Here is a 23,730-nt window from a genome sequence, read left to right on the forward strand (position 1 = left end):
CCACGCTCCCGCGTAAGGAGCGACGATTTCTGCCGGGTATTTGATGTACTCCAAACGGTTTCAATCCACGCTCCCGCGTAAGGAGCGACATCTGACGATTAAAACCAAGGAGGATAACGAAAATGTTTCAATCCACGCTCCCGCGTAAGGAGCGACGTGCGCGTGTACGGCATGGACATGTGGGGCTACTGGTTTCAATCCACGCTCCCGCGTAAGGAGCGACCCGGGAGATACGATGCGCGGCACAAACATGCACCATGTTTCAATCCACGCTCCCGCGTAAGGAGCGACAGCACCCCTCGCGAGCCCTTGTGTAGCAAGGACTGGCGGGGGCATTTGCGCGAACCTCTTCGCGACAGTGCCTTTTTGCTGGCCGAGTTGGCCTTCAAGCACTTCGCAAGCCCATCAGACGGCACCACAAACCCTTGCGTGGCAAGGAGTTGCGGCATTGCGGAGCTGTTTGCGCGAACCTCCCGGGAAATTCATGTGCGCTTGGGGTTCGCGCAAATTTTTAACAGCTACCTGAAATGACTGTAACATATCTGCAAGTCCCCCAGCAACGGCGGATATGCGTGCATTCACATTGCGATGGTTTCGAAATTTTTTGGCGTATCGCGGACGCTTTTTTCTTATTTTACCAAAATTATGAAGGAATCTGGCGATTTTTGAAGAATGAGTAGTTGTCCATAGGAAAAAGGAACTATTTGGATGAAAAGGGGCGAACAGGTGGACAAGCTGATTCGGTTATTTGACATTATAATGGCCATTCAGGCCAATCCGGGAATTACTGCGAAAGCCCTTGCATTCAAATGCGATTGCAGCGTTCGCACGATTTATCGCTATATCGATATGCTGGAACCGATGACGCCGCTGAGGCGCGAGGGGGGCGGTTCGGGTTATCGGTTTGCGGGGCAGTTTTACGCCTATCCGCTGGATTTGACGGAGCAGGAAACGCTCGCTTTTTCTTTGCTGCCTTCGCTCGTAGATCGCAACAAGATGCCTGCCGGTTTCGAAACAGCACATGACAAGGTCATGTCCGCGCTCGCGGGTAAAAGCCCCCGCCACCACATGCTCGGCGACATCACTGATGTGATCCAGATGGGGATGCCGGCGTACCGGCCGGACAACCCGAACTGGCTGGCGCCGATTGTGCAGGCGATTCTGGAAAATCGGACGCTGGCTGCCGTCTATCACACGCAGTCCAGCAACGAGACGAAGGAGCGCAGGATCGATCCTTATTGTCTGGTTCCGCGCGATCAGCGCTATTATTTGATCGGTTTTTGTCATGCGAACCAAGAGATTCGCACGTTTCGCGTCAGCCGGTTTCTCCAGGTGGAGCCGACGGAGGACGTTTTTGATAAAGGAAGCTTTAATATCCGAACGTATCTGAAGCATACGTGGTCGATCCAGCGTGGCGACAAAAACATTCGTTTCAAGGTGCGCTTCTCATCCGCAGTTGCCCGCTATGTGCAGGAGAAGGAGTTGTTCGTCGAGCCTAAGCTTACTCCGCTTGCCGATGGAGGTTTGCTTTTTGAAGTGACCGTGAATAATGAGCGCGAGTTTTTGAAATGGGTGATGCAGTACGGCCCGGATGCGGAAATTGTTAGTCCTGCGACGACTCGTCAAAAAATGAAGGTCAAGCTGGCGGAATGGAGTCTGCTTTATGACTAAAACATTTGTTCGGGTGACACACATGTTGTCACTGGGGCTGTGATAGATTGTCCTTACTGGAATAAATGAGAAAAGGAGATGTATATGCCGATGTCCGATTCTGCAGCAGGCAGTCAGTATTACGCACATCGCACAGACTCCGCCAACAAGGAGGATTGGCAGACACTCAAAGCGCATTTGGAAGGCGTAGCCAAGCTTGCCAAGGAATTTGCGGCCCAATTTGGCGCTGGCGAATGGGGTTGGCTGGTTGGCATGCTGCATGATGTGGGGAAATTCTCCAAGGAATTTCAACGCAGGCTGGAAGGCGAGAGATTAAGCGTCGATCATGCGACAGCGGGAGCGCAATATTTGGACGAACGATGGAAAAAGCTTGGCGCGAACGCTGCCCGCAGGCGTATAGCATCTTACGTGATTGCAGGCCATCACGCAGGATTGGCCGATTACGGCACCCCGGCTTCGATCGGTGAACGGGCGTTATGCCGCAGACTGCTTAAAACGATTCGCGAATACAAGATGGCATTCGAACAGGAAATGAAGCTGGAGTTGAACTTGCCCGAATTGCAGCTAGGCACAAGTCTACATGAAGGCTTGCAGCTTTCGCTGTTTATCCGCATGATTTTTTCCTGCTTGGTTGATGCCGATTCGCTGAATACAGAGGAATATGCGGATCAAGAGAAATTTGCGGCGCGGGGAAAAAGTTGCCCCTTGCACGAGTTTTGGCCGGTTTACGAGCAATATATGAGGACAAAATTTGCTGTCAGTCGGCATCCTGTCGATCCGCTGCGCGCGGAGCTGCGCGAGGAAATCTTGCGTGCGGCGGACAAGCCGCCGGGGTTATTCGAGCTGACGCTGCCCACGGGTGCGGGCAAGACGCTAATTGCTTTGGGGTTCGCGTTAAAGCATGCTGTCGAGCACTCGCAAATGCGGAGAATTATTTTTGTGTTACCTTACGCGAATATTATTGAACAGAACGCTGCGGTATTTCGCGAGGTGTTGGGACGCGAGGCGGTGCTGGAGCATCATTCGAACGTACGCCACGAGAAGGATGACGAGGATACAGAGCTGGATAAAGATTATGCGAAAATGAGTCAAAAGCTGGCGTTAGCCGCGGACAATTGGGATTGTCCTGTAGTCGTGACGACCAATGTGCAGTTTTTCGAGACGTTGTTTTCCAATAAACGCACGCGTTGCCGCAAGCTGCATAACTATGCGAACAGCATTATTGTGATCGATGAAGCGCAGATGATGAACGGGGAATTTTTTAGACCATGTTTGTATGCGCTGGAGGAGCTATCCCGTAATTACGGGTCTACCGTTGTATTCAGTACGGCTACGCAGCCGCCGATCAAGCAATTGTTTGAAAATCAGGTGCATTTACAGCCATTGGTGGCTGATCCTAAGAGACGTTTTGAGCAGTTCGAGCGAGTGCATGTGACGAATCTGGGTTCCGTTGACACGTTGGCATTGGCTGAGCGTATTGCAGGCCATGAACAGGCGTTGTGCATCGTGAATACGCGTAGAGCGTCCAGAGAGCTGTATGAAGAAGTGAGGAAAATATTTCCAGTAAGCAACAAGCATGTGTTTCACTTGAGCGCCAGAATGTGTGCGGCCCATCGGCAAAACAAGTTGCGACGTATCCGCAAACGGCTTCGTTATGGATTGCCCTGTCTGCTGATCAGTACCCAGCTTGTGGAGTGCGGAGTTGATATCGATTTTCCAGTCGTGTACAGAGAATTGGCGGGGCTGGATGCGATTGCGCAGGCGGCGGGGCGCTGCAATCGGCACGGGAGGCTGGAAGCCGGGGAAATGTATGTGTTTGAAGGCCAATTATCGTCAGGCAAGGAGAAGTGGCTGGATGTGACGGCGAGTACGGCAAGGCTGGCGTTAGAGAAATATAAGGGTAAGGAGCTGAGTGTGGAAGCGATCCGGTTTTATTTTCGCCGCTTGTATTCTCTGCGCGAGGGAGCCGTCACTCAAGGCGGAGCATCGGACGCTATGGATAAAATGGGGATTTTGCCGCTGTTGGACGAGCTGGCGGATGAGCTGATGTTTCCATTCGATGAAGTAGCTCGGCGGTTCAAGCTGATTCCGACGGTCATGAAGCCCGTGATAGTCGATTATAAAGGCCAGGCTCGGCCTTTGCTGGACAAGCTGCGCCACGCCCAGTGGACGACGGGAATTATGCGGGAGCTGCAACCGTATGTGGTGCAGTTGTATGCCAGTGAGTTTGAGGCGTTTCGTAAGGCGCAAGAGCTGGAAGAGATTCGAGAAGGCGTATTTTGCTTACGGGATACGAGGCTTTGGTATAAGGATGATATTGGAGTGGAGCCGTTTTTGGAGGAGTTTCGGTTGGCGGAGATTTACGCGGTATGATAGTTTGATTATTTATATAGCCTAAAAGTTATAAGTTGCTTCGACTGAACATAAAAAATAAAGTGTGTTCGGTCGTTCTTTTGGGAACGTGGGTTGCAACTAAAGGTTTATGGCTATGAAGGAAAAGATAACGCCTGCTAGAAAGTGGGCGTATTCTTCTAAAGGTTTATGTATTAAGGAAAAGATAAAAAGGAGGTTGAGGGAATGAAAGCCGAAGGCATTAAAATTTTATTAATGATCGCTTCGCTACTCGTATCTATCATTTCTTTATTTACTTAGCAGCAAACTCCTTGAAGTATATCAAGGAGTTTGTCGATCCTAGAAAGTAATTCAGGTGAGGAAGTATCGGGCTTCCTCTCCTTCCTTTCATAAAGAGATTTTTATTATACCATGATGATTATTTAATTACTAAATTTTCACCGAAAGGAGCATCCCATGAGCTACGGAATCAAGCTCCACGTATGGGGCGACAATGCTTGTTTCTCTCGTCCTGAGATGAAAGTGGAACGCGTCAGCTATGATGTGATAACGCCGTCGGCGGCGCGCGGGATTTTGGAAGCCATTCACTGGAAACCGGCGATTCGCTGGGTGGTGGATCGGATACAGGTACTCAATGAAATTCGTTTTGAAAATATTCGTCGCAACGAAGTGGCCGGCAAGCTGCTCGCTTCCAGTGTGAAGGCGGCGATGAGCGGCAAGACGACCGCGCTGGCGCAGGTGGTGACCGAGGAGCGTCAGCAGCGGGCGACGCTGATGCTCAAGCAGCCTGCTTATGTGATTGAGGCGCATTTTGAAATGACGGGGGCGGCCGGAGCGGAGGATACGCCGGAGAAGCATTATAATATTTTTCTGCGTCGGGCCCGGCAAGGTCAATGCTTTCAGCAGCCGTATTTCGGATGCCGGGAGTTTGCCGCACAGTTTGCGCTAATCGAAGATCGCGATGTGCTTCCGACCAGCTTTTACGAGCATGCCGGGGAAAAGGATTTGGGCTGGATGCTGTACGATATTGATTTTGCCCGCAATATGGAGCCGCAATTTTTCCGGGCAATCATGCACAACGGCTGGCTGGAGCTGGCGAAGCTGCGCGAAAGGAGGTGAACGCATGATTATTCAAGCGCTTCACCAACGTTACCTGGAGCTGGCGGCCGATCCAAAATCGAACGTCAGCCCTCTTTATTTTAGCTCGGCGAAATATACGTATGTGTTGACGATTGATCGGCAGGGTCGGCTTGTCGATATGGCGGACATGCGGGAGAATACGGACAAGAAACGTCCGTTGCTCGCGATTGTACCCGAGCAGCCCACTCGTTCCAGTGGTGTCAGTCCTTATTTTTTATGTGATAAAGCCGAATATATTCTCGGTTATGCCCAAGCTGCTGCCGATGGGAAAACCGCTGCCAAAAAAACGGCTGACGCGCTAAAAAAGTTCCAAGCCTCGCGCGAGCTAGCTTACGCGGTGCTTGGGTCTTGCGAGCATGCTATGGCGCAGGCGCTGCTCCGCTTTTACGATAACTGGAATCCGGAGGAAGCCAGACAACACAAGGCTGTACAGCCGTATGTTCAGGATTTGGACAAGGGCATCGATACGAATATGGTTTTTTACTACGATGATGAGGATGAGCTGGAGGAAGGGCAGAGCCCTCTCTTTCATAAAAACGCAACTCTTCAGCAAGCCTGGATGGATTACCGGAAGCTTGGCGACGACAGTGAGGAGTATATCGCGCAATGCTTGCTGACGGGAGAGGTCGCACCCATTGCCCGCACGCACGACAAAATCAAAGGCGTTCGCAACGCGCAATCCTCCGGGGCTTCGCTGGTGTCGTTTAATTTCCGTTCTGCGGATTCGTATGGCAAAGATAGTATGCAAAGCTACAATGCTCCTGTCAGCAAGCAGGCGATGTTCGGCTATACGACGGCGTTGAATCATTTGCTGGCCTCGCCGGATCACAGCACGGTGCTTGGCGATATGACGATTGTGTTCTGGGCCGCTGCTTCTCCGGTTGGCTTGGAGATGGAGGCGATTGCCGGCGATATGCTGAATCGTAAAGCAAGCCGCTCGGAAATTACCCAACTGCGCAAGCAGGTGCATGATGTGCTGGAACGGGCCAGACGCGGCCAAAAGCTGGATAAAACAATGATTCCGCAAGGCGATACGCCGTTTTATATGCTGGGCTTGGCACCGAATATGGCGAGGGTATCGGTCCGCTTTTTTTGGCAAGGGGAGTTTGGCGATCTGGTGGTTAAGCTGGGACAGCATGAAGCCGACATGGCGATGATTGGACTGGAGGATGCGGACGGGGAGATGCCCTCTGTCAATCGGATTTTGCGGGAAACGATGCGAGTCGGCAGTGAAGGCAAAAAGGTCGGCGATGAGCCTCCGCCTGCACTCGGCGGCGAGCTGCTGCGCGCGGTTATTCTCGGCACGGCGTATCCGTTTGCGTTATTTAATATGATTATCAATCGCGTGCGCGCGGATCGGATCGTGAACCCGCTGCGGGCGGCCATTTTGAAGGCGTATCTGAATCGTTACAGGCGCATAGGTCAAGCCGGCGCTTATTTAAAGGAGGAATTGACGGTGGCGTTACAGGAAACGAAGGAGCCGGCATACCGGCTGGGACGGCTGTTTGCGGTGCTGGAGAAGCTGCAGCAAGAGGCAGCGGGCGGAGCAGGTCGTTTAAATTCAACGATCAAGGATCGATATTTTGGGGCGGCATCGGCCAATCCTGCGGCCGTATTTCCGGTGCTGATCAAGCTGGCCCAGCATCATGTCAGCAAAGCCAAATTCGGCGAATTCCGCGACCGGGAGCTGGCGGAGATTATGCACGGCATGGACGTGACAGAGTTTCCTAAACGTCTGGATCTGCAGCGGCAGGGCATGTTTATTGTCGGCTACTACCAGCAGAAACAACATATTTACGAGCAAATCAAAATCGCGTCGGATGCCAAAAAGGATCAGGCCGGAGCGACGAGCAGCACCGACGACGGACAAGCGGAATAGCCGGTTGCGGCATAGCCGATTTTTTATAAGGAAAGCAACAGACGGCGATACGCCAATTTATTTTGAAGGGATGAGATGAACATGGCAATGGTGGAAAAAGAACTGAATGCGCAAGCAGCGCCGCAAACGGCAATCGATAAGCGAATTGAATTTTCGCTGTTTTTTGAAGTCATCAACGGCAATCCAAACGGTGACCCCGACGCGGGCAATATGCCGCGAATTGATCCGGAAACAGGCTGTGGCATCGTCACAGATGTCTGTCTCAAGCGCAAGGTACGCAATTTTATCGAGCTGACGCGGGCAGGAGAATTAGGCTTTAACATTTATGTAACCGAAGGCGGCGTGCTGAACGAGCAGCACCGCAGAGCGTATCAGGCTGTGCGGCCCGACGATGCGCAGAGTAAGGAGCTGAAGCCGAAGGATGCAGCGGAAGCAGCGCTGCTGACAAGCTGGATGTGCGCGAATTTTTACGATGTGCGGACGTTTGGTGCGGTTATGACGACCAAGGTCAATACGGGACAGGTGCGGGGGCCGGTTCAGTTTACGTTTGCGCGCAGTCTGGACCCGATTTTTGCCCAAGAGGTGACGATCACCCGGCAGGCGGTGACGCAGGAAGGCTCGGAGAAGGAGCGGGAGATGGGCCGCAAGCATATCATTCCGTATGCGCTGTATCGGATGGACGGCTATATTTCGGCTTATTTGGCGGAAAAAACCGGATTTTCGGATGCCGATCTGGATGTGCTGCTGCAAGCGCTGGAAAATTTGTTTGAGCATGATCGTTCGGCGGCCCGCGGTCAGATGGCGGTGCGCAAGCTGGTGGTGTTCGAGCACGAAACGCGGCTGGGCAGCGCTCCGGCGCATCGATTGCTGGAGCTGGTGCAGGCGAAAAATAAATCCGACAACCCTCCCCGCTCCTTCACCGATTATGAATTTACGATTGACTACGATCAATTACCCAGCGGCGTCAAGCTGATCGAGCGGGCGTAAATGGCCGGGCCGGGCGGTGGAGTCGTGGCGTCGTCGGAGGAAGATGAGCTGTTGATGCTTTCCGGGATTCAGCACTATGCGTTTTGCCGCAGGCAGTGGGGATTGATCCATTTGGAGCAGCTATGGGCAGATAATGTGTTGACGTATGAAGGCAAGCTGCTGCATCGGCGGGCGGACGATCCGGCTGCCAGCGAATTGCGCGGTGGTGTGCTGATCTCGCGGGCGATGCCGTTGGTATCGCCGACGCTCAAGCTGTACGGCGTAGCCGATGTGGTGGAGTTTCACAAGGTTGACGATCAGGACGATCCGAATGCCGTCCGGTTGAACGGGCGGCGCGGCCGGTGGCGGCCGTATCCGGTGGAATACAAACGCGGCAACCGCAAAAAAGGCGACTGCGACGAGGTGCAGCTTTGCGCTCAAGCCATCGCGCTGGAGGATATGTTCGGTGTATATATTGAAGCCGGGGCACTGTATTACGGCGAGCGGGAGCGAAGGATCGGCGTTGAATTCGATGCCGGACTGCGCACGCGTGTTCGGGAGCTTGCGGCGCAGATGCACGAGGATTTTGCCCGCGGGGTGACGGCGGCAGCGGTGCGTGAGCCCAAATGTACGAGCTGTTCGCTGGAGCCGATGTGCCATCCTGGCGTAACGACGATGTCGGCAGAACGTTACGTAGCCGAGCAGCTGCGGCTGGCGGATACGTGAAAAGGAGGCGGAAACCAGATGCGCAAGCTGCTGAATACGTTGTATATTACGGCTGCGGATAGCTATTTGGCCCGTGAAGGCGAAAGCGTGATCGTGCGCAAGGAGGAGCAGACGGTACTGCGCATTCCGGTACATAATCTGGAGAGTATTGTTATGTTCGGTTATGCCGGAGCGAGTCCATCTTTGATGCAGTTGTGTATGGAACGCGGCATCTCGCTGACTTTTTTGCAGGAGAACGGTCGTTTTCTCGGCAGCGTGGTCGGGGCGGTCAAAGGCAATGTGCTTTTACGGCGTAAACAATATCGGATGGCAGACGGGCCGGAGGGTGTGCTGTTGGCGTCGCGTTTTGTGCTGGGGAAAATCGCTAACGCCCGCACCGTGCTGCATCGTGGCTTGCGTGATCATGGCGATGTGCTGGATGAAGAGAAGGTGGCGCGGGAAGCGGAGTTTTTGAAGCGATATATGCGCAGAGCGCTGACTTGCCAATCGCTGGACGAGGTGCGCGGTGTGGAGGGCGAAGCGGCGCGGCGTTATTTTGCAGCGTATCCCGAATTGATTTTGACGGATAAAACCTCGTTTACGATGCGTGGACGCACCCGCCGCCCGCCGTTGGATCGGGTGAATGCGCTGTTATCTTACGTGTATGCCTTGCTGCGTACCGATGTGCAGTCGGCGCTGGAGACGGTCGGGCTGGACCCGGCCGTTGGTTTTTTGCACCGTGATCGTCCAGGGCGGCAAAGCCTAGCGCTGGATTTGATGGAGGAGCTGCGCAGCTACATGGCGGATCGGCTGGTGTTGTCGCTGATTAACCGGAAGCAGATCGGAGCGAATGATTTTATCGTCAAGGAAAATGGAGCGCACCTGCTCAAGCCTGCCGCAAGAAAAGAGGTCATTACTGCGTGGCAGCAGCGCAAGCGCGAGGAGATTCGGCATCCGTTTTTGAAGGAAAGCATCCATCTTGGTTTGCTGCCCTATGCGCAGGCGTTATTGCTGGCCCGATACATACGTGGAGATTTGGACGGATACCCGCCGTTTTTGTGGAGGTGACGGGGCTATGATGGTGCTGATTACGTATGATGTAGAAACGTTAAGCGCGCAAGGCAAACGACGGCTGCGTCAGGTGGCCAAAACCTGTTTGAATTACGGGCAACGCGTGCAAAATTCAGTGTTCGAATGTTTGGTTGACCCTTTGCAATTCAAGCAAATGCGCACGCAATTGGAGCAGATCATTGATCCTGAAAAAGATAGCTTGCGCTATTATATGCTCGGCAGCAATTGGAAAAAACGCGTCGAGCATATCGGCGTGAAGGAGGCATACGACCCTGAAGGGCTGCTTTGGGTGGAGTAAACGAGGCCGATTTGCCTTGCGCGAACCCCAAGCGCACATGAAAACCCCGGGAGGTTCGCGCAAATGCCGCGGAGATGGGCAAAGCCTTGTCCCGTATGGGTTTAGTACGATGCAGACAGGCTTTCAAGGCATGTGATACAATGATTTTAGCTTATCTTGCGGAGGCTCGATTCGAGGTTCGCGCAAATAGGGCCGCAAAGCCTTGCGGGACAAGGCTTTGCGGCCCATGCTGTCGCTCCCCGCGCGGGAGCGTGGATTGAAACATGAACGTACGGTAGTTGGTTAAAGGAGTCATCCGTCGCTCCCCGCGCGGGAGCGTGGATTGAAACCCTCGGCTGTGAATTGTGCGACGTGGAAGTGCTTCGTAGTCGCTCCCCGCGCGGGAGCGTGGATTGAAACCATCCTTCACCCCATTGAATCAAAAAGACATAAGGTCGCTCCCCGCGCGGGAGCGTGGATTGAAACGATTTGCCGGCACGCTGGCCCGGCACTCAGCTCCCGTCGCTCCCCGCGCGGGAGCGTGGATTGAAACACATCTTACCTATCTTATCCAAAATATTCCCAATAGTCGCTCCCCGCGCGGGAGCGTGGATTGAAACCGACCAAACCAAACGCAGGATCAAGCAGAACCTACGTCGCTCCCCGCGCGGGAGCGTGGATTGAAACCGGCGTGGGGGAGGGGACTAGCCCAGCAGCCAGCGTCGCTCCCCGCGCGGGAGCGTGGATTGAAACTAGACGCCTGCACAGGCGTACTTTAGGGGGTTAACGTCGCTCCCCGCGCGGGAGCGTGGATTGAAACGACGACCTTCTGGCCGACCTTGTTGCCCACTCTGGGTCGCTCCCCGCGCGGGAGCGTGGATTGAAACAGCGAATACGCGCGGTTGCATATTTTGTTGTGCTGTCGCTCCCCGCGCGGGAGCGTGGATTGAAACATCGTCCGTGATCTCGATCTGTACTTCCGCTTCTGGTCGCTCCCCGCGCGGGAGCGTGGATTGAAACACATAATCAGCAAAAATATATTCGGCGCGATAAATGTCGCTCCCCGCGCGGGAGCGTGGATTGAAACACTGGAGTACGTGCCTGTTTTTTGGGCTGCGCTCACGTCGCTCCCCGCGCGGGAGCGTGGATTGAAACTTTATCAGCTTGATTTACGATTTCAGCGCTCATTGTCGCTCCCCGCGCGGGAGCGTGGATTGAAACATTATGGCCTTGAACTTGATCAAGCGAAAAAATGGTCGCTCCCCGCGCGGGAGCGTGGATTGAAACGGCGATTGGCGTCATGTCTCAATCCAACATCTATGTCGCTCCCCGCGCGGGAGCGTGGATTGAAACATTGGGGGAGGGGTGGCTTTAATGAAAATGTTCGGGGTCCCTCTCCGCGCGGGAGCGTGGATTGAAACCGCGCCCATCGTATAGATTAGGCTTACCCAACTTAAGTCGCTCCCCGCGCGGGAGCGTGCATGGAAACCACATCAACAGCACAAGCAGGTGAACGCATGACACTTCAGCAACTCAAATACGTGCTCGAAGTTGTAAAACAGGGCTCAATCAACGAAGCCGCTCGCCGGCTGTTTATTTCCCAGCCCAGCCTGTCCAACGCGATCCGCGATCTGGAGGTGGAGATGGGCATTGCCATTTTTGCAAGGTCGAATAAAGGGATTTCGTTGTCCAAGGAGGGCGCGGAGTTTTTGCGATACGCGAGGCAAGTGGTGGAGCAGGCGGAGCTGCTGGAGAGCCGGTATTTGAATGCGAAGCCGTCGCCGCAGCATTTTTCTGTGTCGACCCAGCATTATGCGTTTGCGGTGAATGCGTTTGTGAGTCTGGTTCAGCAATACGGGCATGAGGAGTACGAGCTGGCGCTTCGCGAGACGAAAACCTACGAAATCATTGAAGATGTTCAAAGCTTCCGCAGTGAAATCGGGATTTTGTATCTGAATGAATTTAACGAAAAGGTTATGAGCAAGATGCTAAAGGCCGCGAATCTGGAGTTTCACAGCTTGTTTGTGGCGAAGCCGCATATTTTTATCAGTGTGAACAACCCGCTGGCCCGGCAGTCGATGGTGACGATGGAGCAGCTCCAGCAATACCCGTATTTGAGCTTCGAGCAGGGCGAATACAATTCGTTTCATTTTTCCGAGGAGATTCTCAGTACGTTATCGCATAAAAAAAGCATTCGCGTGAACGACCGCGCCACGCTGTTCAATCTGCTGATCGGGCTGAATGGTTATACGATTTCAACCGGGGTGCTCAGCTCCGATTTGAACGGCAATGAGATAATTCCTGTTCCGTTGGATTGCGAGGAATCGATTGATGTTGGCTGGATCGCGCATCGCAATGTGGCGTTATCCATGCTAGGCGAAGCCTATGTGGAGGCGCTCAAGCAGGCGATTCGCGCTTAGCTGGACGGGGAAACCGTCTTTGTTTGCTTTTTGCTATAGTTTTTAGCTATATCAAGGTATAGGAATTAGCAGTTACCTGTCCATCAAGCCATCGTGATATCGTTGAGCTTATCAATCAATGGTTGAGCAAAGGGGAAATGAACAGATGGCAAAAAGTGGTGTACTCGGCTATCCGCGCATCGGAGAGAACCGGGAATGGAAAAAAGCATTAGAGGATCATTGGGCAGGCAAGCTGGATGAGCAGGAGCTGGACCTGCAGTTGACCGGCATCCGTTTGCAGCATTTGCGGAAGATCAAGGAAAGCGGCGCGGATTTCATTCCGGTTGGCGATTTCAGCTATTACGATCATGTGCTGGATACAGCGGTGATGTTCGGCATCGTGCCCAAGCGTTTTGCTTCTTATCAGGGCGGCGCGGTGTCCAGAGCGATTTACTACGGCATGGCTCGCGGCACGAAGGATGCGACGGCTTGCGAAATGACGAAATGGTTCAACACCAATTATCACTATATTGTGCCGGAGCTGGAGGGCGCAGAGCCGCAGTTGACGGAAAATAAACCGCTGCTCGCTTACCGCGAGGCGAAAGCGGAGCTGGGCATTGAAGGGCGGCCGGTGCTGCTCGGCCCGCTGACGTTCCTCAAGCTGTCCAAGGGCTATGCGGAGCAAGGGCTGGACGCCTGGCTGGATCGGCTGCTACCGCTGTATGCGCAGATCGTGCAGGAGCTTGAGCGCGAAGGCGTGCAGTGGGTGCAGCTCGATGAGCCGATTCTCGTGACCAAGACGGATGAAGCGGATGTACAGCGGCTCCACAAAATCTGCGCTGCGCTGACGGCTGCGGCGCCGGGGCTGAAGCTGCTACTGCAAACGTATTTCGAATCGGCGGAAGCGTACTCTGCGCTTATCGAGCTGCCGGTTCACGGCATCGGCCTCGATTTCGTGCATGGGCTGGAGGGCAATCTGGCCGCAGTGAGAGAGTATGGCTTTCCGGCCGACAAGGTGCTTGGCGCAGGAGTTATCGACGGACGGGGCATCTGGAAGGCGGCTTTATTGGACAAAAAAGCGCTGCTGGATGAGCTGTCCGCTTTTGTCCAGCCGGAGCAGCTGATCGCGCAGACGTCGTGCAGCCTGCTGCATGTTCCGGTTTCGCTGCAAAAAGAGACCGGCCTCGCGCCCGAGCTGCACGCTGCGCTTGCGTTTGCCGACGAAAAGCTCGCCGAGCTGGCGCTGCTGACGCGCGCCTTGGGCGGCGACGGCGAAACTGACGCCGAGCTGGCGGCTTACGACGAAGCGGTGCAAGCGCTGAACCGCTCGGCTTCGCGCAGCCGGCAGGATATTCGCACGGCTGCAGCGGCCATTGCGGCACAGGAGCCGCAGCGCAACAAGCCGTTTGCCGAGCGCAACGCGATTCAGCGGGCCAAGTGGCAGCTGCCGCTGTTCCCGACGACGACCATCGGCAGCTTCCCGCAGTCGGCTGAAGTGCGCAAGGCGCGCCAGTTGTGGCGTCGCGGCGAATGGAACGCCGAGCAATACAATGGATTCATCCGCGAGCAGATCGACCGTTGGGTGCAAATTCAAGAGGAGATCGGCATTGACGTGCTCGTACACGGCGAATTTGAGCGGACGGATATGGTGGAGTTTTTCGGGGAAAAGCTGGCGGGCTTTGTCTTTACGAAAAACGGCTGGGTACAGTCGTACGGCTCCCGCTGCGTGAAGCCGCCGATTATTTACGGAGATGTAGCGTTCGAAGGGCCAATGACCGTTGAGGAAACCCGTTACGCGCAATCGCTGACCCAGCGTCCGGTGAAGGGGATGCTCACGGGACCGATCACGATCATGAACTGGTCGTTCGTCCGCGAGGATATTTCCCGCGAGCAGATTGCGTACCAGTTGGCCTATGCGCTGCGGCAGGAGGTTGAGGCGCTGGAAGCTGCAGGCATCGGGATGATTCAAGTCGACGAGCCGGCTGTGCGCGAAGGCTTGCCGCTGAAGGCGTCGAAGCAGGCGAATTATCTGGAGTGGGCGGTGCGGGCCTTCCGGCTGGCCACCTGCACGGTGCGGGACGAGACGCAAATCCATACGCATATGTGCTATTGCGAATTTCACGATATGATTGATTCGATTGATGCAATGGACGCGGATGTGATTTCGATCGAGACCTCGCGCAGCCACGGCGAATTGATCGGCAGCTTTGAAGTGAATACGTATGGTAAAGGCATCGGCTTGGGCGTCTACGATATTCACAGTCCGCGCGTGCCGGAGCTGAATGAGATGACCGGCATGATCGACCGAGCATTGGCGGCGCTGGCTCCCGAGCTGTTCTGGATCAATCCGGACTGCGGCCTCAAAACGCGCGGTTATCAAGAAACCGTCGCTTCCTTGCAGCGTATGGTCGAAGCGGCTCATCTGGCGCGGGAAAAATATAAGCAGGTGCTCGTCTAGCGCACTGTATAACGTTCCGTCCGCGGCGCGTGCTGCCTGAATGGCAATACGCGCCGCATCGTGTGTCTGACGGCATATGTACGTCTGCGCCGTGCTCCGGGAGCCCTGCATAGGCCCCTTTGCCGCAAGACCGGAGTCCCGGGGATGCCCGAATTTTTTTATGCTAATGGGTAATTGGGACTAAACATGCTGCCAAACCTTTCCGATATATCTACTAACAAGTGGAATCAGGAGGTGCGGATTTATGCAAATCAAGCAATCCAGCATCGCAATGAACAGCGTGCATGCCCGTGTAGACGCGCAAACGACAGAAGAACATCTGCGCGTGACCAACACACGGACCGGCGCGGTGCTGCAAATGGATACGGTGCAATCCAGCATCACGATCTCGGGCGAAGCCCGCCAGATGTTCGAGAGAAGCCAGACGACGACGCCCGACCGGACGCCGGCCGGTGCAGGCAACGGTCAAACGGGCTCGGCCCAAGCCGCCTGCAAGGACGAGGATGACAACGAGCTGAGCGATAAGGACAAGCTGAAGATTCAAATGATTGAATCGTTCATCGAATCGACAACCGGCAAGAAAATCAAGCTGATCGTACCCAAGAAGGTGACGCTTGATGGCGCTGCGGGCGGAACGGGGGCGGCCATGACGGTCAGACCCGGCGTTCGCGTCGGCTGGGGATTGACCTACGACCGCACGGAGCACCACATCGAAGCGGAGCAAATGCAATATCAGGCTGCAGGCACGGTCACAACGGCCGATGGTCGGGAAATCCGTTTTGCCGTCGATTTGAACATGCAGCGGCAATACGAATCCGTCTCGCAGGTGAGCATTCGCGCCGGCGATCAGCCGCAGCTGTGCGACCCGTTGGTGATGAACCTGAGCGGCGCGCCGACATCGTTGACGCAGCAGAAGTACGCCTTTGACCTGAACGGCGACGGCAAGGAGGAGCAGATTGCCTTCGTGCAGCCGGGCAGCGCCTTCCTGGTGCTGGACCGCAACGGCAATGGCAAGGTCGATGACGGCAGCGAGCTGTTTGGCGTCGCCAGCGGCAACGGCTTCGCCGATCTGAGTGCCTACGACCAGGACAATAACGGCTGGATTGATGAAAACGACGCGGTTTTCGACAAGCTGCAGCTGTGGATGAAGGATGAGTCGGGAACCGACTATTTGGTCGCGCTGGGGCAAGCCGGCGTCGGCGCGATTTATTTGGGCTCGGAGCAAACCGAGTTTACGCTCAAAAATACCCAGAACGATACGCAGGGCGTCGTTCGCCGCACGGGCGTGTACCTTCGCGAGAACGGCGGAGCCGGCACGCTGCAGCAAATCGATCTGGCGCTGTAAGCGACTGCTTGCGCTAGTATAGATAAGAAGCAAGCCACCTAAGCCACCTAAGCCACCTAAGCCACCTAAGCCCTCTTAGGTGGCTTATTTCTATTTGTGGCCGCGTTCTCCCGCAACGGGAAAGTCGCTGGTTTTTGCCGGGTATGCATCCAATTTTCTTGTCCACGGTATACGTCCATTCCGCGTCTGCATTGGCGCATATCATGAAAGGGATGACGATAACGTTTTGTGGAAAGGGGTGCGCCTTGTGAAAGGTGTGGTACTGGCGGGAGGTACGGGCAGCCGACTGCGCCCAATGACGAAACTGATCAACAAGCATCTGCTGCCGGTTGGCGAGCGGCCTATGATTCAATACGCGATCGAGAAGCTGAGCGCTGCGGGGGTAACGGATATTTTGCTCGTAACCGGCAAGCAGTCGGCTGGCTTGTATCTGGAGTATCTCGGCAGCGGCGACGAATTCGGGGTGCGCATGACCTACAAAATCCAGGAGCAGGCCGGCGGCATTGCGCAGGCGCTGGGGCTGGCAGAGGGCTTTGTTCAACCGGGGGAATCGTTCGTCGTGCTGCTGGGCGACAATTTGTTTGAGGAGCCGCTGAAGCCGTTTCTAGACGCCTATCGACAGCAAAACAGCGGAGCGATGGTGTTTCTGAAAAAGGTTCATGACCCCGAGCGCTATGGGGTGCCGACGCTGCAGGACGGCCGCATTGCGTCCATTATTGAAAAACCGACCAACCCTGCTTCCAGCTATGCGGTGACCGGCATTTACGTGTACGACTCGCAGGTGTTTGATTTGATTCGCGAGTTGGCTCCTTCCGGACGCGGCGAGCTGGAAATTACCGATGTCAACAACGGGTACGCCTTGAAAAATCAGCTGGGCCACCAGATCATGTCCGGCTGGTGGATCGATGCAGGTACGCACGAATCCTTATTTCAAGCGGCGTTGTGGATACGCCGGGAAGAGGAATGAGCGGCCGGTCGGAACGTCGTCTGCCGGGACAAGAGGAGCGGGCTGGGAGCAGCGCCGCAGCAGCTGCAGCGGCAGTGGCCGCAGGTGCGACGCACACTGTAGCTCCAGCCACCCAAGTATCCGCAGGCGCGACGCACACTGTAGCTCCAGCCATCCGAGCAGCAGGTGCGACGCACACAGTAACTCCAGCCACCCGAGTAATCGCTGGAGGCGCGACGCACATTGTAGCTTCAGCCACCCAAGTAACCGCAGCCGCAGGCGTGACATGCGTAAAGGCTCGCTTGTTGGGAGCGGAAGCGCCATGAAGGTGCTGCTGACAGGGGCGGGCGGCCAGCTTGGCCGGGAGCTGCAGCGCTTGCTTGCACCGCGCCATCAGGTGACGGCGTTGATGCGCGAGCAGCTCGATGTGCGCGACGCTGAACGGACCGAAGCGCTGCTGCAAGCCGAGCGGCCGGATGTCGTCATCCACGGGGCGGCGTTTACCGATGCGGACCGCGCCGAGCGCGAAGTCGAGCACGCTTACGAGGTGAACGCCATCGGAACGTGGCGCTTGGCCCAAGCGGTCCAACTCGTCGACGCCAAGCTCGTGTGCCTGAGTACCGATCAAGTGTTTGATGGGATGAAGGGAGCGCCCTATGAGGAAGACGACCGGCCCGAGCCGCGCAGCATCTACGGACAGTCCAAGCTGTTGGGCGAAAAGCTCGCCGCTGCCAGCTGCGACAAGCTGTTTATTGTCCGCACCTCATGGCTGTATGGGGCGTCCGGGAGCAGCTGGGTTACGCAAGCGGCGCAGCGGGCACTGACCGAAGGCAAGCTGACGGCGGAGGACGATCAATACGGCTCACCGACATATGTGCGCGACTTGGCGGTTTTGCTGGAGCAGCTGATGGCCAGCGATAAATACGGCGTCTATCATGCGGCGAATGCCGGCTGGTGCTCGCGCTACGAGCTGGCCCGGCATCTGGTAACCGGACTCGGGCTTGAGCCGGAGGTGGTGACGCCGGTGCCAAGCGGTGAGCGTGCGTTTGCCGCAGTCAGCCCGCCGTTCTCGGCCTTGGCCGGCAAGGCGCTGGCGGCGAACGGTTTTCAAACGCTGCGGGATTGGAAGGCAGGGCTGGATCATTTTTTGCAGCATGATTTCGGCAGGTGACGATTGCGGGCCATTACGCCGAAGATCGTTCGGCGACGGGAGGTGGAGAGATGAAGATGAAAAGCGCTGCGGAGCAGGCGGAAGCCGGCCGGTCGGCAGGTCAGCGCGTCGGAATGGCTGCGGGGCGGCGGCTGGGACGCTGCCAGGCTGTGCTTGATGCGGCCGTGCCGCCTCCGGTGCGGCTGCGGGAAGCGAGCGTTCTGTTCATCGTGCAGGGCTTTGACGCGATTGACGAAGGCATTGTGCAGGCGCTGCAGGAGACCGTCCGGCAGTGGCAGGCGGCGACGGCCTACGACATGCTGGAGCGGGCGCTGGCGCTACGGCCGGATCTGGTGCTGGTGCTTAATGGGCTGCATGTGTTTCCGCCGGAGCACGCCGCCCAGCTTGACGAGCTGCGCGAGCAAGGTATTCGTACTGCGGTATGGTACGCGGACGATCCTTATTTTACCGATCATACGGCAGATCTGGCCGGGCATTATGACTATGTGTTTACCCATGAAATGGGCTGTCTGGCGTTTTATCGCGAGCTGGGCTGCGCGCAGGTGCATTATTTGCCGCTGGCGGCCAATCCGCACGTATTCAAGCCGCTGCATGCCGATTTGTCCTATAGCTCGGACATTTGCTTTATCGGCAACGGGTTTCCGAACCGGATCGAGCTGTTTAATCGGCTGACGCCTTTTTTGCGGGGGAAAAAGGTGCTGCTGGCCGGGGCGCTCTGGGAGCGGCTTGCTGGCTACCGGCTGCTGGAATCGAGCATCAAGCTTCAGTGGGTTCCGATTGAAGAAACGGTCAAATACTACAACGGCGCCAAAATTGTGATCAATGTTCACCGGCTGACCTACGACGAGGTGTTCAATAAAAACAGCCGCAATCTGCCCGGGCATTCCGTCAATCCGCGGACCTTCGAAATTTCAGCTTGCGGTACGCTGCAAATTACCGATGTACGGCATGATTTGTACCGTTATTACACGCCGGGGGCGGAAATCGAAACGTTCGTTTCTCCGTCGGAGCTGATCGCTAAAATCAGCTATTATCTCGCGCATGAAGAGGAGCGGATGCGGATTGCGCTGGGCGGGCTGCGGCGCACGGTGGAGGAGCATTCCTATGCTGCAAGGCTGACGCAGCTATTGGATATCGTATTTGGATAGAAAGGAGGGTACCCGCCAATGGCTTTATCGACGAACCATCGCGGCTGGAGACGTGGTCTTGCGGCAGGCTACGCTCATGGCTATGAATCGGGAGTTTATCTGGGCCGCTGTGAAGCCGTCATCCAGCAGGCTGCGCTGCAACGCGCGCCGGGCGGGCTTTGGGACGTCAGCGTGTTGTTTGTGACCTCGGGGAAGGGCTTTCCTTATGCGCCGATTGACCAGGCGATTATCGAAAGCTTGCGTCCGCTGGTGCGGGAGCTGATTATCGGCCATATGCCGGGTGATCCTGTGCAGCTCGGCGGTCCGGCCCCGGACATCGACACGCTCGTGGCTTTGCACCGGCCCGATCTGATGCTGGTGCTTGACGGGCTGAACATGCCGCTGCCGCTTGTCGACCGGGTGCGCGCGTCCGACGTGCGTACGGCGATTTGGCTGACGGACGATCCTTACTACAGCGATTATACGATTCCAATGGCGCCGCATTATGACTTCATGTTCACGCTGGAAAAAAATTGCCTGCCGTATTACCGCAATAACGGCTGCAGTCAAGCGCACTATTTGCCGTTCGCTGTGCAGCCGCAGCTGTTCCGTCCGGTGCCTGCGCCGCTTTCGCAACGCAAGGAGATCGCTTTTATCGGCTCAGGCTATTGGAACCGGATTGCCATATTCGACCGGATTGCGCCGTATTTGGCCCGTCGCCAGGTCGGCATTACCGGCATCTGGTGGGACCGGCTCAAGCAGTTCAAGCTGCTGGCCCGCAGCATTCGCTTAAATACCTGGATGGGGCCGGCGGAAACGGCGCAAGCCTACAGCGGAGCCAAAACTGTAATCAATATGCACCGTGCGCACGACGACACGACCTATAATAACAACAGCCGCCGGATCGAGGCGGTGTCGCCGAATCCGCGGACGTTTGAAATTTCCGGCTGCGGCGCTTTGCAGGTGACGGATATGCGCGAGGATTTGGTGCAGTTTTATACGCCGGATGCGGAAATTGTGACGTATGCGTCGCCGGAGGAGCTGGTGGCGAAGCTCGATTATTATTTGAAGCATGAAGAGGAGCGGCGGCGGATCGCCTTGAACGGTCTGCTGCGCACGCTGCGCGATCACACGTATGAGAACCGGCTATCGCAGCTGCTGTGTACGGTGTTTGGCGAAGGCGTTCAGGCCGCAACCTGAGAGGAGGACGACAATGCGCAAGCGACAAGCAAGCGGGAGCAGCAGCGAGCGTGAGGCCGGCGAGGAGCGGGTGCGCGTGAGCGCGAAGCGAGAGGCTGGCGAGGAGCAGCGCGTGCGCGTGGGCGTGAAGCGAGAGGCCGGCGAGGAGCGGGCGCGCGTGAGCGCGAAGCGGGAGGCCGGGGAGGAGCGGGTGCGCGTGGGCGTGAAGCGAGAGGCCGGCGAGGAGCGGGTGCGCGTGAGCGCGAAGCGAGAGGCCGGCGAGGAGCGGGCGCGCGTGAAGCGCCGAGCCAGGCGCGCGGGGGCGCGAGCCCGCGCGGGCAAGCCTGCGGCAAAGCTGCGCAGGCGCAAAAGCACGGGCGGCGCAGCAGCCGCCCGCAGCGGAGTGCGCGCGAAAACGGCGCGCCGCCAAGCGGCGCCGGGCCGTACGCGCGCGGCAGCCAAGGGCGGCGTTGCGTTGCGCCGCCGCCGCCACCGCCGGAGCGGCAGTACCGCTGCCCCGGCGGCCAGAGGCTACGGCGCGCATTACAACGCCGCGTTCGATCAAGGCTATAACGAGGGCTTTAATACCGGCTTTGCCGAAGGCTATGCCCTCGAACAGCAACAGCAGCAAGCGGCCGGCTAAACGCGCCCGAATCCACCGTGGGAAGGTGCGCTGGGACCGGCATTGGGCTGCGTTCCGCACCGCGCGCAACTCCGAAGCACGGTGCGGGCCGTAAGGCGACTGTCGCCGACCGGAAGGCGCATTCGGAGCTCGCTACGGTACATGGCTGCGTTCCGCACCGCGCGCAACTCCCGGAGCGCGGTGCCGGCCGGGGCCCGCAGCCGCAATACGGCTCGCAATTGGCTGCCGGAGTCCGCATCCGCCAGGTCCATCGCCAGCAACGGTCGGCAGCGGAGCGTACAGCCCTTGTACGGATGCCGCAGCAATTGTACGAATGCACGGGGGTAACTGTCGTGGCGGATAAAAGGCCAGTCTAATATATTGGTACTACCTAGAACGACAGGAGGTGAATTCCATACCTGTTGCCATCGACGGGTATGAAGCTTACTGTGAGCAAAGCGAAACCAAGCGTCATGCTGTTTTCACATATTTGCAGCCCCGATCACATTACCGGAGCGGAAAAAATGCTGCTTTTTATCGCCACTGAACTCAACAATCGGGTCGATTGTCTGCTCGTCGTACCGGGGGAGGGCATGCTGGCCGAAGAGGCGAGGCGCGCCGGAATAGCAACCCTTGTACAGCCGTTTCCGCTGCTGTATGACGTGTATCACCCTTCGCCTGCACTACCGCAGCTGGCAGCCGAGCTTCAAAAGCATCCGGCCTCCGCCCAACTCATCGACTTGATGCTGATTCGTCAGCCCGACGTCGTTATTGTGAACACCTGTGTGAACGCTCTTCCCGCCGCAGCTGCCAAAAAAGCCGGCATCCCCGTCATCTGGATCATTGCTGAGGTTATCCAAAGCAACGCATTCACCTCTCACTCCATCGACTTGATTCATCGCTCGACCGATTGCATTGCAGGCATTTCTCACGCCACGCTCCAGCCCTTCCAAGGACATCCCGCCGCCAGCAAAACGATCGTGCTCCCGCCATCCTGGCAGCCGGAGCAGTTTCATCCCTCGCTTTGGCCCTTTGCTCGCAATCAGGCCCGAAGCGAGCTGGGGCTTTGTGAAACAGACACGGTCATCGGCTATATCTCATCCGACATTTACGCCAATAAAGGTCTCGATCATTTTATTCAAATGGGCATTACCTTGTGCGCAGGGTACCCCGATACGCGATTTCTGATGGTCGGCAAGCCTGTGGATCCCTTTTATATGGAACAGTGCATGAAGCTGATCGAAAAATCCGGCTATGCCTCGCGCTTTATGCTGGCTCCGTTTCATCCCGATATCGAACGGCTCTATCCCGCGATGGATATCGTGGTCATTCCCAGCCTGCTGAGCGAAGGCTTTGGCTTGACGGCGCTTGAAGGGCTGATTTTCGGCAAGCCGGTAGTGGCTTATCGTTCGGGCGGGCTTGCCGAGGTGCTGACCTCCACCGGAAATGAGGCGTTTTTGGCCGCGCCGGGGGACATTGCCGAGCTGACGGCGCGAGTCGGGCAGCTCGCTGCAGACCGCGGGCTTCGTCAGACCGTAGGCGAGCGCAACCGGGAGAGCGTGCGGCAGGTTTTCGGCCTCCAGGCCTTTCGCCAGCGGCTGGAGCAGCTGTTGATGGAGATTACCCGTCTTGCCGATCAAGGCTGGCCGGCCGTTCCACCATTCGGCGAGGGGGCGCTGCTGAAAGGGGAGTCGTCCCAGGTCATTTTTTGCTTGCAGGCGGGAAGCAAACGGCCGATTCAGGGCGAAGAGACCTTCCGCTTTTACCGCTTGCGCAGCGATAGGGTAACCGTCGTTCCGGATGCCCAACTGCGCGCATTTGCCAGTGGAGCGCCGGTTATAGCCACCGAGCCGATTGCCGGTCATGCACCGTCGCGATTTGTGGCGCGGGGTAGCGGGCCAACCGTATATTTGCTGCTGAACGGCCGCAAGCATGCGGTGCCTTCAGTACGGGCCTTGCATCGAGAAGGCTTTGCGATGGAAAACGTCGTGCCGCTCTCGGATGCAGCGCTTGCTGCGTTTCCTGCCGGCCCGCCGCTCGCAGATGCCGCCCGGATACGCGGTCACAAGCGTCTGCGGTTGCGCCGGGGACGCGTCCAAACAGGGGGAGTCAGAGCGAGCCGCACGTGGGCCAGCCGCGCCCGAGTCGGCCGCATCCGAGCCGGCCGCGCCCGAGCCGGCCGCGCCCGAGCCGGCCGCGCCCGAGCCGGCCGCATCCGAGCCGGCCGCATCCGAGCCGGCCGCGCCCGAGCCGGCGGCGCCCGAGCCGGCGGCGCCCGAGCCGGCCGTGCCCGAGCCGGCCGTGCCCGAGCCGGCGGCGCCCGAGCCGGCCGTGCCCGAGTCGGCCGCGGCCGAGCCGGCCGTGCCCGAGCCGGCCGTACCCGCACTGGCTCGCGCACTCAACGCGCAAGAAGCGCCTGAAG

General features: G+C 57.0%; 17 protein-coding genes and 2 CRISPR repeat arrays (1 of these 19 only partly in view). All 17 genes read left to right on the forward strand.

Annotation, left to right across the window (positions count from 1 at the left end):
• A CRISPR array of direct repeats spans window positions 1-291; the repeat unit is 32 nt; unit sequence GTTTCAATCCACGCTCCCGCGTAAGGAGCGAC; it begins 876 nt to the left of the window's first position.
• Between the two features lie 417 nt (window positions 292-708).
• The 17 genes from B5M42_RS04305 to B5M42_RS04385 all read left to right on the forward strand — a co-directional run bounded on the left by B5M42_RS04305 (window position 709) and on the right by B5M42_RS04385 (window position 23,728).
• On the forward strand, window positions 709-1,671 hold the full coding sequence (locus tag B5M42_RS04305; protein WP_134754766.1) for a helix-turn-helix transcriptional regulator: 963 nt from the start codon (window positions 709-711) through the stop codon (window positions 1,669-1,671).
• A 90-nt stretch (window positions 1,672-1,761) separates the two neighbouring features.
• Window positions 1,762-4,044: a CRISPR-associated helicase Cas3' gene (gene cas3, locus B5M42_RS04310; RefSeq protein WP_167690081.1), complete on the forward strand. Its 2,283-nt coding sequence runs from the start codon at window positions 1,762-1,764 to the stop codon at window positions 4,042-4,044.
• Window positions 4,045-4,479: 435 nt separating this feature from the next.
• On the forward strand, window positions 4,480-5,142 hold the full coding sequence (gene cas5c, locus B5M42_RS04315) for a type I-C CRISPR-associated protein Cas5c (protein WP_134754762.1): 663 nt from the start codon (window positions 4,480-4,482) through the stop codon (window positions 5,140-5,142).
• Window positions 5,143-5,146: 4 nt separating this feature from the next.
• Window positions 5,147-7,042: a type I-C CRISPR-associated protein Cas8c/Csd1 gene (gene cas8c, locus B5M42_RS04320; protein ID WP_134754760.1), complete on the forward strand. Its 1,896-nt coding sequence runs from the start codon at window positions 5,147-5,149 to the stop codon at window positions 7,040-7,042.
• An 81-nt stretch (window positions 7,043-7,123) separates the two neighbouring features.
• On the forward strand, window positions 7,124-8,029 hold the full coding sequence (gene cas7c / locus B5M42_RS04325) for a type I-C CRISPR-associated protein Cas7/Csd2 (protein WP_134754758.1): 906 nt from the start codon (window positions 7,124-7,126) through the stop codon (window positions 8,027-8,029).
• Complete coding sequence (gene cas4, locus B5M42_RS04330; protein ID WP_134754756.1) at window positions 8,030-8,734, forward strand: CRISPR-associated protein Cas4; 705 nt, start codon at window positions 8,030-8,032, stop codon at window positions 8,732-8,734.
• Between the two features lie 18 nt (window positions 8,735-8,752).
• Window positions 8,753-9,781: a type I-C CRISPR-associated endonuclease Cas1c gene (gene cas1c, locus B5M42_RS04335; RefSeq protein ID WP_134754754.1), complete on the forward strand. Its 1,029-nt coding sequence runs from the start codon at window positions 8,753-8,755 to the stop codon at window positions 9,779-9,781.
• 7 nt (window positions 9,782-9,788) lie between these two features.
• Entirely contained in the window at window positions 9,789-10,082 is a 294-nt protein-coding gene (cas2, locus tag B5M42_RS04340) for a CRISPR-associated endonuclease Cas2 (RefSeq protein ID WP_134754752.1), read from the forward strand.
• Window positions 10,083-10,313: 231 nt separating this feature from the next.
• A CRISPR array of direct repeats spans window positions 10,314-11,550; the repeat unit is 32 nt; unit sequence GTCGCTCCCCGCGCGGGAGCGTGGATTGAAAC.
• 28 nt (window positions 11,551-11,578) lie between these two features.
• Window positions 11,579-12,481, forward strand: a complete 903-nt coding sequence (locus B5M42_RS04345) for a LysR family transcriptional regulator (RefSeq protein ID WP_134754750.1) — start codon at window positions 11,579-11,581, stop codon at window positions 12,479-12,481.
• A 145-nt stretch (window positions 12,482-12,626) separates the two neighbouring features.
• Window positions 12,627-14,918 carry a 5-methyltetrahydropteroyltriglutamate--homocysteine S-methyltransferase gene (metE, locus tag B5M42_RS04350; RefSeq protein WP_134754748.1) on the forward strand — a complete coding sequence of 764 codons (2,292 nt, stop codon included), beginning with the start codon at window positions 12,627-12,629 and terminating at the stop codon, window positions 14,916-14,918.
• 244 nt (window positions 14,919-15,162) lie between these two features.
• Window positions 15,163-16,263, forward strand: a complete 1,101-nt coding sequence (locus B5M42_RS04355) for a hypothetical protein (protein ID WP_134754746.1) — start codon at window positions 15,163-15,165, stop codon at window positions 16,261-16,263.
• Window positions 16,264-16,510: 247 nt separating this feature from the next.
• Window positions 16,511-17,230, forward strand: coding sequence for a sugar phosphate nucleotidyltransferase (locus tag B5M42_RS04360; RefSeq protein ID WP_134754744.1), 720 nt, complete (start codon window positions 16,511-16,513; stop codon window positions 17,228-17,230).
• 301 nt (window positions 17,231-17,531) lie between these two features.
• Window positions 17,532-18,380 carry a dTDP-4-dehydrorhamnose reductase gene (rfbD, locus tag B5M42_RS04365; protein ID WP_167690078.1) on the forward strand — a complete coding sequence of 283 codons (849 nt, stop codon included), beginning with the start codon at window positions 17,532-17,534 and terminating at the stop codon, window positions 18,378-18,380.
• A 50-nt stretch (window positions 18,381-18,430) separates the two neighbouring features.
• Complete coding sequence (locus tag B5M42_RS04370) at window positions 18,431-19,528, forward strand: CgeB family protein (protein WP_230632667.1); 1,098 nt, start codon at window positions 18,431-18,433, stop codon at window positions 19,526-19,528.
• Between the two features lie 18 nt (window positions 19,529-19,546).
• Window positions 19,547-20,707 carry a CgeB family protein gene (locus B5M42_RS04375; protein WP_134754740.1) on the forward strand — a complete coding sequence of 387 codons (1,161 nt, stop codon included), beginning with the start codon at window positions 19,547-19,549 and terminating at the stop codon, window positions 20,705-20,707.
• A 13-nt stretch (window positions 20,708-20,720) separates the two neighbouring features.
• Window positions 20,721-21,329, forward strand: a complete 609-nt coding sequence (locus tag B5M42_RS04380) for a hypothetical protein (protein WP_134754738.1) — start codon at window positions 20,721-20,723, stop codon at window positions 21,327-21,329.
• Window positions 21,330-21,757: 428 nt separating this feature from the next.
• The gene (locus B5M42_RS04385; protein ID WP_230632669.1) at window positions 21,758-23,728 is read left to right on the forward strand and encodes a glycosyltransferase family 4 protein; all 1,971 of its coding nucleotides are present in this window, start codon (window positions 21,758-21,760) and stop codon (window positions 23,726-23,728) included.
• Window positions 23,729-23,730 lie beyond the last annotated feature (2 nt).

It is taken from the genome of Paenibacillus athensensis (assembly GCF_004514475.2).
GTDB classification, from domain to species: Bacteria; Bacillota; Bacilli; order Paenibacillales; family NBRC-103111; genus Paenibacillus_AL; species Paenibacillus_AL athensensis.